The following is a 13457-nucleotide window of genomic DNA, read 5'->3' as shown; positions in this document are numbered from 1 at the left end:
CATGTACGATCTACTGCTTCAGGTTCCCCTGATCGGGATGGAGTGGGAGCCGTTCCTGCTGCTGCTCATTACGGCGCTGGCGGGCGGCGCGTTCGGCGCCGCGATCGGCGCGCTGCCGGCGTTCATCTTCACGGGGTTCGTCGTCTTCCTCGGTGAGGGACTGGCGATCCTCCAGCGCGAGATCGGGACGCTTCCGGGCGTCAACGCCGGTGAACTCGCCGCCGGCGTGACCGGCGTGATCGGCTTCGGCGCGGTCACCGGACCGCACATCGCCTTCGCGGGCGGCGTCGCCGCCTCCGCGTACGCGGGCCAGAAGTACCCGGAGTTCGCCGAGGACGGCGCCGAGTACCACTTCGGGAAGGACATCACGTACGCGTTCGGCACGCAGCCGGACATCCTCGCGGTCGGCGCCGTCTTCGGCGTCCTCGGGATGTTGATCAACCAGGTCGGCGCCGCGATCGGCACGCCGACCGACACGATCGCGCTGTCGGTCGTGCTCACGGCGCTGATCGCGCGCCTCGCGTTCGGCTACCCGCTCTTCGGGAAGGCGGCCGGGAGCAGCCTGCTCGACATGTCGCCGTTCGAGGACGGGAAACAGCGGACGGAGACCGACGGCGGCTACCCCGGCGGGCTGTACCCCGACCGGCTCGCGACCGAGCCGTGGCTCCCCCACCAGTACGAGTGGGCTGGCGTCGCGACGATCGGCCTCGTCGGCGGGATCCTCGGGGGATACATCTGGCTTCAGACCGGGAGCATCTTCCTCGGGTACGCCATCTCGGCGATCAGCCTGCTGTTTCTCCAGCTCGGCGTCGAGAAGATCCCCGTCACGCACCACATCACCCTCATCGGGGCCGTCGGCGCAGTCGTCGTCGACCCGATGGCCGGGGGCGTCGTCGCACTGCTTGCTGCGGGCGTCTTCGGCGTCGTCAGCGGCCTGCTGGGCGAGGTGACCCAGCGGCTCCTGTACGCCCACTCGGGGACCCACGTCGACCCGCCCGCGATGGCCATCGCCATCGCCATGCTGGTCCTCGTGATCCTCTCGGCGCTGGGGATCCTCCCCAACGCGGGCTACCTCTGAGCACGGGACCGCAACGGCCGTGAGGCCGTGAACGCGGCGACGTGGGCGCCACCCGGGCGCGCCGGTCGCCGCCCGCGAGCGGTGATTCTTTCGAACGCCGCCGACGAGCGGTCGCGCCGGGGCGCGACCGACGCCGATAGCCTCAACCGAGGCGAGTCGTAACTGCGGTGTGAACCGATCCGACGGCGGAGGCAAACCGGAGGTACTGGTGATCGGCGGCGGCGCGACCGGCGCCGGCGTCGTACGCGACCTGGCGATGCGCGGCGTCGCGGTGACGCTCGCCGAGCGTGGGGGGCTGTCGGCGGGGGCGACGGGCCGCTCGCACGGCGTGCTCCACTCGGGCGCGCGCTACGCCGAGTCGGACCCGACGGGGGCCGCCGAGTGCATCGAGGAGAACGAGCTGCTGCGCGACATCGCGGGCGCGTGCGTCGCCGACACCGGCGGTCTGTTTGTCTCGCTGGAGGGCGACGACGACGACTACTTCGAGCGCAAGCGCGATGCCTGCCGCGAAGTCGGTATCGACGCCGAGGAGGTGCCGGTCGCGGCCGCCCGCCAGGCGGTTTCCGGCCTCTCGGCGGACGTCTCGCGGGCGATGCGCGTTCCCGACGGCGTCATCTACCCTTCGCGGCTGGTGGCGGCGCTCGCCGCCGACGCTCGCGGACACGGAGCGACGATCCGGACACACTCCCCGGTGACCGACATCCGCGTCTCGGACGGCGCGGTGACGGGCGCGACCGTCGACGGCGAGCACGTCGACGCCGATGTCGTCGTCAATGCCGCGGGCGCGTGGGCCGAAGGCTGTGCGGCGCTCGCGGGCGTCAACGTGCCGATGCAGCCGACGAAGGGGGTGATGGTCGGCGTCGACTACGACGGCGTCGGACCGGTGCTCAACCGCGCCCGGTCCCCCTCGGACGGCGACATCGCGGTACCGCACGCGGGCCGGACCGTGCTCGGGACGACAAGCGTCGTCGTAGACGACCCCGACGAGTACGAGCGCGGCGACGAGGAGGTGCAGCGAGTCATCGAGGAGTGCGCGGCGATGGTGCCCGCCTTCCGGGACGCGGTCGTCCTCGACGACTACTGGGGCGTGCGCCCGCTGTACGCCCCCGGCGAGCGGCGGCGGGCGGCGGCGACGGCCGACGAACCGGGCACGGGCGAGGCGCGGGGCATCTCCCGGGAGTTCACCCTGCTGGACCACGGGGCCGACGGCGTCGCCGGCTTCTACTCCATCGTCGGCGGAAAGCTGACGACCCACCGCGTGATGGCCGAGACGGTGGCCGACCGCGTCTGCGACCGCCTCGGCGTCGACGGCGACGGACGGACGGGGGAGACGCCGCTGGAGGCCGCGGACGACCCCGAGCGCTTGGACCGGCTCGTCACGGCGTTCGACGCCCGGTCGCCCGCCGACGCGGACATCGTCGGAGGCGTGGCCCTCGAGGAGTGAGCGGTCGCGGCCGCCGACCGCGTGGGCGGCGCCGCGTTCGGTCGGCGAGCGAGTTCCATCGGACCCCACGGGAGTTAAGCCGGCGACCCTCCTTGCTTCCCCCCATGCAGACCGCACTCGTCACCGTCGGCGACGAACTCCTCGCCGGCGACACGGTAAACACCAACGCCTCGTGGCTCGCCGAGCAGCTGACGGGCCGCGGCGTCGCCGTCGAGCGCGTGACGACCGTTCCCGACTGCGTCGACGACATCGCGGCCGTGGTCGGGGAGTACCGCGACGCCTACGACGCCGTGATCGTCACCGGCGGCGTTGGGCCGACCCACGACGACGTGACGATGGACGGCGTCGCCGCGGCTGTCGGCGTCGAGGTGACGCCCCACGACGAGGCGCTCGCGTCCCTCACCGAGCACGGCGGCTACGCGGCCGACGACCTCACCGAGGGGACCACACACCTCCCGGCCGGAGCACGCGCGATCCACAACGAGGTGGGTGTCGCTCCGGGCTGCGTGATCGACTCCGTGTACGTGTTCCCGGGCGTTCCGGCCGAGATGCGGGCGATGTTCGCGTCGGTGGCCGACGAGTTCGTCGGCGAGGAGCCGCACACCGCGGTCGTCGAGACGCCCGAGCCCGAGTCGCGCCTGCTCGACCGCCTCGCGGCGGTCCGCGAGCGCTACGACGTGGCCGTCGGTTCGTACCCCGGCGACGGGGTTCGCGTGAAGTTCACGGGCACCGACGAGGCCGCCGTCGAGGACGCCGCCGACTGGTTCCGCGACCGCGTCGAGCCGGCGGAGTCGGGAGCGTCGGCGGAGGACTGACCGCGAGCCGACGACCCAGAGACTCGCCGGGGCCGGGACCGGGGCCGCCGCACCGCCGCGCGGCCGCGCCCCTCAGCGGTAGAGGTAGACGAGCCAGGCGACGACGAGGGCGATGCTGACGACGAGGACGACCGACGCGGTGAGCGTCGTCGGGAGCGCGACTGCTGAGCCGGACTCGGCGGCGAGCGACAGCGGATTCATGCGCGGGAGTGGGACCGAACGCCGTATAAACGTGTATATCCCGGGCAACGAAGCCGGCTCGGATCGGGCGAAGACGCGCGGTGGACCGCGCGCCGGCCAAGCGAGTGGTCAGTCGTCACTCGCGCGGGCGACGGCCTCGGGGTCGTAGTCGTCCGCGAGTCCGTCGAGCGCCTCGTGGTGGCGCGTCGTGTGCGGCGCCGTCAGCGGTGACACCGAGATCCGACCCTCGACGACCGCGCGGCGGTCGGTGCCAACCGGGTCGGGGATTTCGCCCGTCTCCATCCGGTCCCAGGTGCGGTCGATCAGCTCCACGTGGTCGCCGTCGCGCTCGGCGGTCATGTCGTACAGCGTCGACGGCCGCGTGACCTCCATCCGCGTCGCGCGCCCCCCGGGGGTCCACGGCGCGTTCACGTTCAGGTAGTCGGCCTCGGCGAAGACGCCGGCGTCGGTCGCGCGCTCGGCGAGGTAGCGGGTGGCGGCCGCGGCACCGCGGTAGTCGTCGACGCTCGACGCCTTCCGGCGCCAGTCGTCGCCGCTGCCGCCGGGGACGTACAGCGAGACGGCCATCGCGGGCACGCCGAAGAACGCCGCCTCGACGGCCGCCGAGACGGTCCCTGAGCGTCCGAGCACGTACGCGCCGATGTTGGCCCCCTTGTTGCAGCCGGCGACGACCATGTCCGCGTCCGGACACAGCGATTCCAGCCCGGCGACGGCGCAGTCGGCCGGCGTGCCCGCGATGGCGTACCCCAGATCGTGCTCGCGGACCTCGACGCGCCTTGAGAGCTTGCGACCGACGGCCGACTGGTCGTCGGCGGGCGCGACCGCGACGACCTCGCCGATCTCCGAGAGTGCGTCGTACAGCGCGCGAAATCCGGGACTCTCGATGCCGTCGTCGTTCGTCAGGAGGAACTGCGGGGCGTCGCTGGCGCTCATTGTCGACGGGTCGGTCGGCGCCGACAAAAGAACGCCGCCTCAGACGATCGGGTCGTCGCCCGTCGACGCGCTCCCGCCGGCGGTCGGTGCGTCCCCGTCGGCCGACGTGGACCCGTCGGCACCGCCGGTCCCGGAGCCGCCGCGACCGCCGGGCAGCGGGAGCGCGGCCTCGTGGGCGGCGCTGCGGAGGACGATCACGTCGCCGACGCCGCGCACGAGTCGAAACGGGACTCGCACGCCCGCGGCGCCGTTCGGCAGGCCGCCGACGGTTCCCTCGTCGACGTCCGACAGCGCGAGCGCGACGGGGACGTCCGCCTCCAGGTCGACGAGCACGTCGATCACGCGGCCGACGCGCGCGCCGTCCGCCGTGAACACCTCCTTGCTCGCGAGGTCGGTCACGGGCGTGGTGTCGGATGGCATGACGGTCCGTCCTTCGCAGCCTGTCACTTAACATCTTCTCAGAGACGGCGGGCTCGTCGCCCGCTCCGCACCAGGTAGCGCGCGAAGTCGCGTCGCCACGGCGGGTGACGCCGGCGCTGCCGGACCGCAACGCACAGGGGCGCCGCGCCACAGTCGCCGGTATGGGACTTGGAAGCACTGCCAAGAAGCTCCAGACGGTCGCCGACATGGCCGAGAAGCTGTACGGGAAGGTGAACGAGATCCGCAAAGAGGTCGAGTCGGTGCAGGAGTCCGTCGCGGAGACGGAGTCGCGAGTCGGAGCCCTCGAACGCGATCTCGCCGCGCAGCGCGCCCTCGTCGAGGCGCTCGCGGAGAAGGAAGGCGTCGACGTTGACGCGGTGCTCGACGGGGTCGACGCCGCAGACGAGGCCGCGGACGACGGCGACGCCGATTCAACGGACGGCGACGCCGGCGGCGCGTCCGCGTCCGGCGACGCCTGACCGCCGGTCGCGATCCGCCCGCAGCCGACCCATCCGACCGGGCGATCGGAGCCATCCAACCCGGTGACCGGCGCGCACGGATAGAAAGATACGTGACCGTCGGCAAGAATTGCGCCGACATGACCACTCACCGCGAACCCCTCGACTCCGTGCTGGAGACGGTCGGGGAGACGCCGCTCGTTCGGGTCCACGCCGCGCCCGACGAGGTCCCGGTGTACGCCAAGCTGGAGTCGTTCAATCCCGGCGCGTCGATCAAGGACCGCATCGGGACGTACATGCTCGAACGCATGCTCGAAGCGGGGACCATCTCCCCCGGTGGCACCGTGATCGAGCCGACCGCCGGCAACACGGGCATCGGATTCGCGGTCGCGGCGGGGCAACTCGACGTGAACGCGGTGTTCGTCGTCCCCGAGCGCTTCAGCGTCGAGAAGCAGCAGCTCATGCGCGCGCTCGGCGCGGAGGTCGTCAACACCCCGTCCGAGGACGGCATGGGCCGGGCCATCGAGCGCGCCCACGAGCTCGCCGCAGAACTCGACGACGCGGTCGTCCCCCAGCAGTTCTCGAACCCCCTGAACGCCGAGGCCCACTACGCGACGACCGGTCCGGAGGTGTTCGACGCGCTCGACGGGGAGGTGGGCGCCGTCGTCGCCGGCATGGGCACCGGCGGGACGCTGATGGGGATGGCCGACTACGCACGCGACCGGGGCTCGGCGGCGCGGATCGTCGGCGTCCAGCCGGAGGGATCGACGTACGGCGACCTGTTCGGCGAGGACGCCGAGGAGGGCGAGTACAAGACCGAGGGGATCGGCACCCACGACGTGAGTACCAACGAGTTAGTCGATCCAGCGAAACTCGACGATCTGAAGACGATCCCCGACCGCGCGGTCCACGAGGAGATGGCGCGGCTCGCCCGCGAGGAGGGGCAGTTGGTCGCCTCCAGCGCGGCCGCGAACTCGCTGGCGGCGATCGAGGTCGCCGAGGAGATCCGCCAGGGCGCCGTCGACGCGCCGTACGATTCGGTGGTGACGGTGTTTGCCGACTCCAGCGAGCGCTACCTCTCGAAGGGCGTGTATCGGAGCTTCGAAGAGTGGACCGGCTGAGCGGAGCCGACGCGGATCAGCCGCGCCGCGCCAAGTCCCGTTCGAGCAGGCGGACGTTGCGGCGGTTGAGCTTCACCACCGCGTCGAGCGCGTCGCCGACGATCGGGACCGAGCCGACGAGCAGATCGATACCGACGTACACGAGCATCCGCGCGAGGAGTCGCTTCCGGGCGCCGAGCCGGAAGGCGTCCCACACGATCGAAAGCGCCAGAAGCGTCGCCAGGAGGTCGCCGACGACGGGGATCACGCCCGCGAGCGCGTCGACGCCGACGCGGTAGCGGACCACGGGCAGTCGGATCGCGTCGTCGAGGAGGTGCGCCACGCGTCTGGCTCGTCGGAGGCGGCGTGCGTCGGCGGGAGTCGACGCCAGCGACTCCGCGGGGCGATCCGCGAGCGCGGCGCCGCCGTCGCTGGTGAGCCCACCGCCGGTGCCGCCCGCGTCTCCGCCGACTGCGGGCGACATCAGAGCTTGGACTCGGCGTCGTCGGCGAGCTCTTCCATGCGCTTGCCGACCCGGCCGGCATTGGAGAACTCGTCCTCGGTCATCGCCGTGGCGAGCGCGTTTCCGAGGACGAAGACGGCGTGTTTGTGCTCGCTCTTGGACTTGTGGACGTGCGAGGGGTCGACGCTCAGCTCGTGGTACGGCTCGAACAGCGACTCGTCGACCTCCTCGCGCTCGGAGAAGTGCTCCATGATGGTGACCATCTGCTCGTGGAGTTCGAGGAGTTCGTCCTTGTGCATGCGCGTCGATTGGCTACTGTACGAGTTAAGCGTTGTTCGTGGAGTAGTCGCACGCGAGCCGGGGAGTCCCTCGTTCGGAGTCCGAGAGCGATGAACTGCGCGAAGGCCGGTCGCCGTGCCGGGAGGGCACGGTCCCGAAGACGGTCCCGGGGGAGCGGAGGGCCGGCGCTGACGCCGTTTGCGGGCGGGGGTCACGGGCCAGGGTCGCCCGCGGGCTCAGAACACGTACTCGTCTTCGTGTCCCATCATTCCGTCGTCTTCGAACCCCGGCTCCGCCTCGTTGTCCTGCGGACCGCTCGTCTTGTACGCCTTCATCCCGGTTGAGATCAGCTCCTCGATGGCTTCCTCCCGATTGACGAACTCCCCCTGTTCGACCATCTGGGCGATCTGCATTTCGAGGTGCTCCGGGACCGTGATCTCGACTTTCGGCATCTACGCGGGGCTTAACGGACATAGTATTTAAAACCAACGGGGAATGGTTGCTCCTGTGGAAAGCGATATTTCCACACGGTGGCTGTTTTGTTCTCGTTGCGTCAAATTATATTCCAAAGATGCGTAATCCCCGCCGCCGTTTCGGCGGGTCGTCCGGAGCCGACAGTGTCACGTGAGCGCGGCGACTCGTTGGCGTATGAGCAGCGAGGTCACCGACCACACGGACCTCTACGAGGAGTTCTCCGACGAGCGGCTCCCGCCGGGCCAGCGCAAGACCGATCGGTTCCCTGTGCTCTCGAAGTCGGGGACGCCAGACTGGCACCGCGACGACTGGCGCTTCGAGGTCTGGGGCGCCGTAGATGAGGACCTGACGGTCACGTACGACGAGTTCCGGGATCTCCCCGCCGAGACGCAGCGGCAGGACTTCCACTGCGTCACCGGCTGGTCGAAGTTCGACTGCGAGTTCACCGGCGTCACCTTCCCGCAGTTGGCCGAACTGGTGGGGGTCCGCGACGACGCGGAGTGGGTCATGTTTCACGCGCTCGACGGCTACATGACGGACCTCCCGCTGGCGGAGTGCGACCGCGAGGAGGTGCTGTTCGCCTACGACTACGACGGCGAGCGGCTGCCAGACGACCACGGCGGTCCGCTGCGGGTGGTCACGCCCCACAAGTACGCCTACAAGGGCGCCAAGTGGGTGACGGGCGTCGAGTTCCTCACCGAACCGGAGCGCGGGTACTGGGAGAAGCGGGGGTACTCCGACACCGCGAACCCGTGGGAGGAAGAGCGGTACAGCTAGGGCGAGGCCGAGCGAAGTGAGGCCTCGACGGGCGGCGGAGCGGTCTCTGTGCCGCTCCGCCCACGGGAAGGGCGAGGCTGAGCGAAGTGAGGCCTCGACGGGCGGTGACGGCGACGACGGCGACGACGGCGACGACGGCGACGACGGCGGTGGAAACGGCGAACGACGGTGCCGGCGGGAGCCTCCAGAACCAACGGCGTAAAGAGCGGTCCGTCCCAATCACGGGTAATGAACCCGCCGGACGGCGAGGTCGGGACCGCGCTCGCGCCCGACGCGGACGCGGCGCTCGTGAGCCGGAGTTGCGAGGTGTCGGACGTCTCGTTCGGGTCGTTCCTCGCGGACGGGGACCGTCACCGGGTCCACTGGGCGGCCCCGGACGGGCTGGAGGTGGTCGGCGGCGGCGCGGCCGCGCGGCTCACCGCCGACGGGACGGATCGGTTCGAGGCGCTGCGGCGCGACGCCGAGACGCTGTTCTCCGCGGTCGACCACGAGGGCCCCGCAGCGACACGCCCGCGCGTGTTCGGCGGCCTCGCGTTCGGCGGGGACCACGACGCCGATGGCGTCTGGGAGGGGTTTCCCGCGGCCGCGTTCACCCTCCCGGCGGTCCAGCTCACTCGCGTCGACGACGGCACGTACCTCACCGTGACGCGCTACGGCCCCGACGCCGACGGCGCCGGCGTCGCGGACGCGCTGGCGGCGGCCCGGGACCGCCTCGACGACCTGCCGATGATGCGCGCCCGCGGCGAGAAGCCGGGCGTCGTCGGCACGGAGTGGCTGGTCGACCGCGCGGAGTGGACAGCGCAGGTCGCGAGCGTGATCGACCGCATCCGCGAGGGCGACCTCCGGAAAGCGGTGCTGGCGACGGCGCTGCGCGTCGACCTCGCCGAGGGGATCGACATCCCTGGCACGCTCGGCCGCCTGCGGCGCACTTACCCCGAGTGCTACCGCTTCCTCGTCCAGCCGACCGACGGGAAGGGCTTCTTCGGCCCGCCGCCCGAGCGGCTCGTCCGCCGCGAGGGCGAGGTCGTCGAGACCGAGGCGCTGGCGGGATCGATGCCCCGCGGCGACACGCCCGAGGCCGACGCCGAGCACGCCCGCTCGCTGCTGGAGTCGGAGAAGCTCCAGCACGAACAGCGCCTCGTCGTCGACACGATCTGCGAGCAGTTGGACGCCTTCGGCACCGTGGGCGAGGGCGAGCAGGGCGTCCGGAAGCTCACCAACATCCAGCACCTCCAGACGCCGATCACCGCGGTCCTCGACGGCGACGCCCACGTGCTCGAACTCGTCGAGGCGCTGCACCCGACGCCCGCCGTCGGCGGCCTCCCGCTCGATCTGGCGCTGGCGACCATCCGGGAGACCGAGACGTTTGAACGCGGCTGGTACGCCTCACCGGTCGGCTGGTTCGACGCCGCCGGCGACGGCGAGTTCGCGGTCGGCATCCGATCGGGCGTCACTGGCGGCCGGGAGGCGACGCTGTTCGCCGGTAACGGGATCGTCGGCGACTCCGACCCCGCCGACGAGTGGGAGGAACTCCAGCCGAAGGTCCGGCCGATCATGGATGAACTAGAGCGGGAAGACTGACCCGTCGGCCGATCGCGGCGGTCCCCCGGAGCGGCACGGTGAAGTGCGGGGGAGACGGAGGGCCTGTGTGCCTTCCGACCTCGCGCTCGTCTCCCGCGCGGCGGTTGTCGCCGCCGCGGTGCTCGCGACGGTCGCGGTCGCCGCGCTGGATCGCCTCGCGAACGCGGACCGCGGTCCGGCGCTTCGCCACCGCCTGATCCTCGGTGTCCCGTGGGGGACGCTCACCGTGGCGGCGGTCGTGCTCGCGGTGTATCTGTTCGTCCAAGGCGGCCTAAACCACTGGTACAGCCCCGTCGTCATCCCGTTTCGGGCGTGGTCGTACTTCGCGCCGCTCGGGGTCGCCGTCTCGGGGTTCGCCCACGCCGGTCCCGGGCACCTGTTGGGCAACCTCTTCGGGGCGCTCGCGGTCGCGCCCCTGGTGGAGTACGCGGTCGGCCACTTCCCACGCCGGCGTGGCAGTTCCTCGTTCGGGTCGTCCCGCGACGATCCCTACGTCCGGGCGTTCCTCCTGTTCCCGGCGGCGACGGTCGCCGTCGGCCTCGTTTCCGGCGCGTTCGCGCTCGGTCCCGTGATCGGCTTCTCGGGCGTCGTGTTCGCGTTCGTCGGCGCCGCGCTGGTCTACCACCCGCTGGGGACTGTCGTCGCGCTGTCGGCGTCTGGGCTGCTCTGGACGACCTACCGCGCGCTCGCCTCGCCCGTCGTCGAGGCCGGGGGGCGCCCGGCGTACATCACGCCCTGGTGGGCCGACATCGCCATCCAGGGCCACGCGCTGGGGCTGCTCGTCGGCGTCCTCGCGGCGGCGTGGCTCGCGGCCGCCCGCGGCGACGACCTCCCACGGCCGCGGCGGCTCGCGGTCGGCGCACTGCTGGTCGCCGTCGAACAGTCGCTGTGGGCGGTGTACTGGTACCGCGGCGGCGAGACGTACGTCCTGTTCCGCGGGATTGGGCTCGTGCTCGTCGCGCTCGCGGCGGTGCTCGTGGCGGCGCTTGCCGTCGATCGGAACGCCCCCGTGGCCGACACCGTCCGCGGGGCGCTGCGGAACCTGACGCCGCGCCGGGGTTCAGTGGCGGTGCTGCTCGTCGCCCTCGCGGCGCTGTCGGGGCCGGCGGTCGCGGTGAACCTCGTCGCCGTCGGCGACGAGCCGCTGCCCGGCGACCCGGTCGAGGTCCGTGGCTACAGCGTCACCTACGCCGAGGGTGTCGAAAACGGGATGGTGTCGGTGATCGACGTGAAGGCGTTCGGCGAAACGACCAGCGTCACGGCCTCCGGCGTCGTCGTCCGCAACCCCGACCGGAGCGTCTGGACCACCGCGGTCTCGAAGGGTCGCCTCGCGTTCGCCGGTCGCCAGCGGGTCGTCGTCGGCGGGGTCGGTTGGCGGGAGGTGGTCACCGTCACTCGCCGCGGATGGACGACCGTCGGCGGCGACGCCCCGGCCTATCGGGTGACGCTCTCTCACGGCGGCGAGACGACGCTCGCGTTCCTGTCGAACGCGTCGAAAGCGGAGCCGAAGATCGCAGGCAGGAACGTCTCGGTCGTCCCGACCGAGTCCGGGTTCGGCCTGCTCGTCGAGGGCGGTAACAGAAGCGTGCGCGCGCCGCTGCCCGGTGAGAACGAGACGGTGACGGCGAACGGGCTGTCGTTCGTGCGCGACGGCCGTGCCGTGTTCGCGCTTGCCGGCGAGGTGACGGGGAACGCCTCCGCGGGCAACGCGACGACGCCGACCCGGGTCCGCGTGGCGACGAAAGAGCGGTACGGCGGGCAGAACGGCTGATCCGCGCGCGGCAGGGGAGCCGGTCAGTCGCCGTCCGAGCGGTCGCGTCCCCACTCGATCCGGAACACCTCCGCGTTCACGTCGGCCGACTCGCTCGTCTGGTGGTCGAACGTCCGGTCGAGCGTGAGCGTCGCGGCGAAGGCGTCTGTCACCTCCCCGCCGGCGCCGGCCACGAACGACTTGACGAACTCCCGGCTGCCGGCGTTGTGTACGGAGTAGGACACGTCCGCGAGGTCGGCCACCGTCTCCAGAAACGCCCGGTCGGCGTGCTCGTTGCCCGTCTGCGCGCCGAACGGGGGATTCATGATCACCGTGACGGGGCCGTCCACAGAGAGTCGGTCGCGCGCCAGCGGCGGCCGCGTCGCGTCTGCGCGCACCCAGTGGACCTCGGTTCGGGCGGCGACCCGCCGCTCGTTCTCGCGCGCGACGGCGAGCGCGCCGCCGTCGAGTTCGACGCCGACGACGCGGGCGGCCCCCCGGAGGGCGGCGCCGAGCGCGAACATCCCCGTTCCCGCCCCCATGTCGACGACAGTTCCACCCGCGACATCGCCGCGGAGATCCGCGAGGTGGACAACGTGCGCCGCAACGTCCGCCGGCGTCGGATACTGTTCGAGGCTGGCGGTCGGGTCGGCGAAGCCGGCGACGACGGCCAGTTCGCCCTCCAGCGCGCTGCGGCTCGACACGCCTCAGGCGCCAGCGCCGTCGGTTCGGTCGAGGGCGACGGCGTCCCCCTCGATGGTCAGCGAGACGCCCTCACGCTCGGCCCGCTCGGCCAGCGCGTCCAGCGCCGGGCGGACCTTCTCGGGGTCGGCGACGGCCCCCGGGTCGACGGCGAGTTCGCCCGCACCGAGGTGACTCGCCGCTCGAACCAGCGATCGGAGCCGGTCGGCCTCCTGCTGCGTCTGGATGGAACAGTCGGCGGCGAACTCCGCCTCAACGCGGATGCCGGCGGGGACGTACCCCTCGTCGGCCAGCGCCGCACGGAGGTCGCGCAGGTCGCCGGGCGCGGTCGAGGACAGCGCCGCGGCGTCGATAGTGACCGGTTCGGCTTCGACCGGTTCGGCGGTCGCGACGGCCCGCCGAACGTGGGACGACGACTGGGTGCTCATGCCCAACCGCTAGCGTCGGTAATACAAAAGAGTTTGTGAATGCATTGTGGTTATCGCGCGAGGAGAAGGCCGAATCCGGGGATCGAACTCGTCGAGAGAGGCGACCGCTCGGTCGTCGACGTGGCGCGGTGGAGTCCGTCCGCGCCACCGCAGAATCAGGGGTAACATACCTATCGGTTCGTCAGACACCGCTGAAACGGCCGAAACAGCCAGACTCGACGCGGCTGTGTCACGAATCCAGCCATCGATATTCCCCAAAGGTTTAAATATGAGCCGCGTCAGAAAACTTATTAATGGAAGGTCCGAGCCGACAGCGACAGCGAGAGGCGGGCGAGTCGGAGAAGCAGTCGGACGAGGAGCTCACGTGCCCGGAGTGCTCCAGCGACAACGTCGTCATGGACGCCGACCAGGGGGAGTTGGTCTGTGACGACTGCGGTCTGGTATTGGACGAGCGCCAGATCGACCGTGGGCCGGAGTGGCGGGCGTTCAACCACTCCGAGCGGCAGTCAAAGTCGCGGGTCGGCGCGCCCGTGACCGAGACGATGCACGACAAG

General features: G+C 71.4%; 17 protein-coding genes. 9 read left to right on the top strand and 8 right to left on the bottom strand.

Features of this window, described 5'->3' with window-relative positions; genetic code table 11:
- The first annotated feature begins 1 nt into the window (after window position 1).
- The 3 genes from BUE16_RS14400 to BUE16_RS14390 all read left to right on the top strand — a co-directional run bounded on the left by BUE16_RS14400 (window position 2) and on the right by BUE16_RS14390 (window position 3337).
- A complete protein-coding gene (locus tag BUE16_RS14400) occupies window positions 2–1078 on the top strand; it encodes a hypothetical protein (protein WP_073310980.1) in 1077 nt (358 codons plus the stop codon).
- Window positions 1079–1247: 169 nt separating this feature from the next.
- On the top strand, window positions 1248–2522 hold the full coding sequence (locus BUE16_RS14395) for an FAD-dependent oxidoreductase (protein ID WP_073310978.1): 1275 nt from the start codon (window positions 1248–1250) through the stop codon (window positions 2520–2522).
- A 104-nt stretch (window positions 2523–2626) separates the two neighbouring features.
- Window positions 2627–3337 (top strand): competence/damage-inducible protein A, encoded by a 711-nt coding sequence (locus tag BUE16_RS14390; protein WP_073310976.1) that lies wholly within the window; start codon window positions 2627–2629, stop codon window positions 3335–3337.
- A gap of 72 nt (window positions 3338–3409) precedes the next feature.
- Here the strand turns inward: BUE16_RS14390 and BUE16_RS17380 are convergent, their stop codons facing one another.
- The 3 genes from BUE16_RS17380 to BUE16_RS14380 form a co-directional block, all read right to left on the bottom strand.
- Window positions 3410–3538, bottom strand: a complete 129-nt coding sequence (locus BUE16_RS17380) for a hypothetical protein (protein ID WP_268762501.1) — start codon at window positions 3536–3538, stop codon at window positions 3410–3412.
- Between the two features lie 108 nt (window positions 3539–3646).
- Window positions 3647–4471 carry a 5'/3'-nucleotidase SurE gene (gene surE / locus BUE16_RS14385; protein ID WP_073310974.1) on the bottom strand — a complete coding sequence of 275 codons (825 nt, stop codon included), beginning with the start codon at window positions 4469–4471 and terminating at the stop codon, window positions 3647–3649.
- Between the two features lie 39 nt (window positions 4472–4510).
- Complete coding sequence (locus tag BUE16_RS14380; RefSeq protein ID WP_073310972.1) at window positions 4511–4891, bottom strand: PRC-barrel domain-containing protein; 381 nt, start codon at window positions 4889–4891, stop codon at window positions 4511–4513.
- A gap of 161 nt (window positions 4892–5052) precedes the next feature.
- Here BUE16_RS14380 and BUE16_RS14375 point away from each other — a divergent pair, with 161 nt between their 5' ends.
- Together BUE16_RS14375 and BUE16_RS14370 are read left to right on the top strand one after the other, a co-directional pair.
- Window positions 5053–5370 carry a DUF5798 family protein gene (locus BUE16_RS14375; RefSeq protein WP_073311085.1) on the top strand — a complete coding sequence of 106 codons (318 nt, stop codon included), beginning with the start codon at window positions 5053–5055 and terminating at the stop codon, window positions 5368–5370.
- A 119-nt stretch (window positions 5371–5489) separates the two neighbouring features.
- The gene (locus BUE16_RS14370; RefSeq protein WP_073310970.1) at window positions 5490–6470 is read left to right on the top strand and encodes a PLP-dependent cysteine synthase family protein; all 981 of its coding nucleotides are present in this window, start codon (window positions 5490–5492) and stop codon (window positions 6468–6470) included.
- A 16-nt stretch (window positions 6471–6486) separates the two neighbouring features.
- Here BUE16_RS14370 and BUE16_RS14365 read toward each other — a convergent pair whose 3' ends face one another.
- The 3 genes from BUE16_RS14365 to BUE16_RS14355 form a co-directional block, all read right to left on the bottom strand.
- On the bottom strand, window positions 6487–6933 hold the full coding sequence (locus BUE16_RS14365) for a DUF4112 domain-containing protein (protein WP_079991676.1): 447 nt from the start codon (window positions 6931–6933) through the stop codon (window positions 6487–6489).
- A complete protein-coding gene (locus BUE16_RS14360; RefSeq protein ID WP_073310968.1) occupies window positions 6933–7211 on the bottom strand; it encodes a UPF0058 family protein in 279 nt (92 codons plus the stop codon). The genes BUE16_RS14365 and BUE16_RS14360 overlap by 1 nt, the downstream gene beginning before the upstream one ends.
- A gap of 216 nt (window positions 7212–7427) precedes the next feature.
- Window positions 7428–7643, bottom strand: coding sequence for a ribbon-helix-helix domain-containing protein (locus BUE16_RS14355; protein WP_073310966.1), 216 nt, complete (start codon window positions 7641–7643; stop codon window positions 7428–7430).
- 196 nt (window positions 7644–7839) lie between these two features.
- Here BUE16_RS14355 and BUE16_RS14350 point away from each other — a divergent pair, with 196 nt between their 5' ends.
- The 3 genes from BUE16_RS14350 (at window position 7840) to BUE16_RS14340 (ending at window position 11794) form a co-directional block, all read left to right on the top strand.
- A complete protein-coding gene (locus tag BUE16_RS14350) occupies window positions 7840–8442 on the top strand; it encodes a sulfite oxidase-like oxidoreductase (protein ID WP_073310964.1) in 603 nt (200 codons plus the stop codon).
- A 228-nt stretch (window positions 8443–8670) separates the two neighbouring features.
- Window positions 8671–10023: an isochorismate synthase gene (locus BUE16_RS14345; RefSeq protein ID WP_073310962.1), complete on the top strand. Its 1353-nt coding sequence runs from the start codon at window positions 8671–8673 to the stop codon at window positions 10021–10023.
- 67 nt (window positions 10024–10090) lie between these two features.
- Window positions 10091–11794 (top strand): rhomboid family intramembrane serine protease, encoded by a 1704-nt coding sequence (locus tag BUE16_RS14340; RefSeq protein ID WP_073310959.1) that lies wholly within the window; start codon window positions 10091–10093, stop codon window positions 11792–11794.
- A 23-nt stretch (window positions 11795–11817) separates the two neighbouring features.
- Here the strand turns inward: BUE16_RS14340 and BUE16_RS14335 are convergent, their stop codons facing one another.
- Together BUE16_RS14335 and BUE16_RS14330 are read right to left on the bottom strand one after the other, a co-directional pair.
- Window positions 11818–12477 (bottom strand): METTL5 family protein, encoded by a 660-nt coding sequence (locus BUE16_RS14335; RefSeq protein WP_073310957.1) that lies wholly within the window; start codon window positions 12475–12477, stop codon window positions 11818–11820.
- 3 nt (window positions 12478–12480) lie between these two features.
- Window positions 12481–12903, bottom strand: coding sequence for an apurinic/apyrimidinic endonuclease family protein (locus tag BUE16_RS14330; RefSeq protein ID WP_073310955.1), 423 nt, complete (start codon window positions 12901–12903; stop codon window positions 12481–12483).
- A gap of 293 nt (window positions 12904–13196) precedes the next feature.
- Here BUE16_RS14330 and BUE16_RS14325 point away from each other — a divergent pair.
- Window positions 13197–13457: TFIIB-type zinc ribbon-containing protein (locus tag BUE16_RS14325; protein WP_303645292.1), on the top strand; the 261-nt coding region annotated here is incomplete at its 3' end.

Origin of the sequence: Halobaculum gomorrense, assembly GCF_900129775.1 — an archaeon.
Lineage (GTDB): Archaea > Halobacteriota > Halobacteria > Halobacteriales > Haloferacaceae > Halobaculum > Halobaculum gomorrense.
This window is presented reverse-complemented; position numbering and strand designations above follow the sequence as displayed.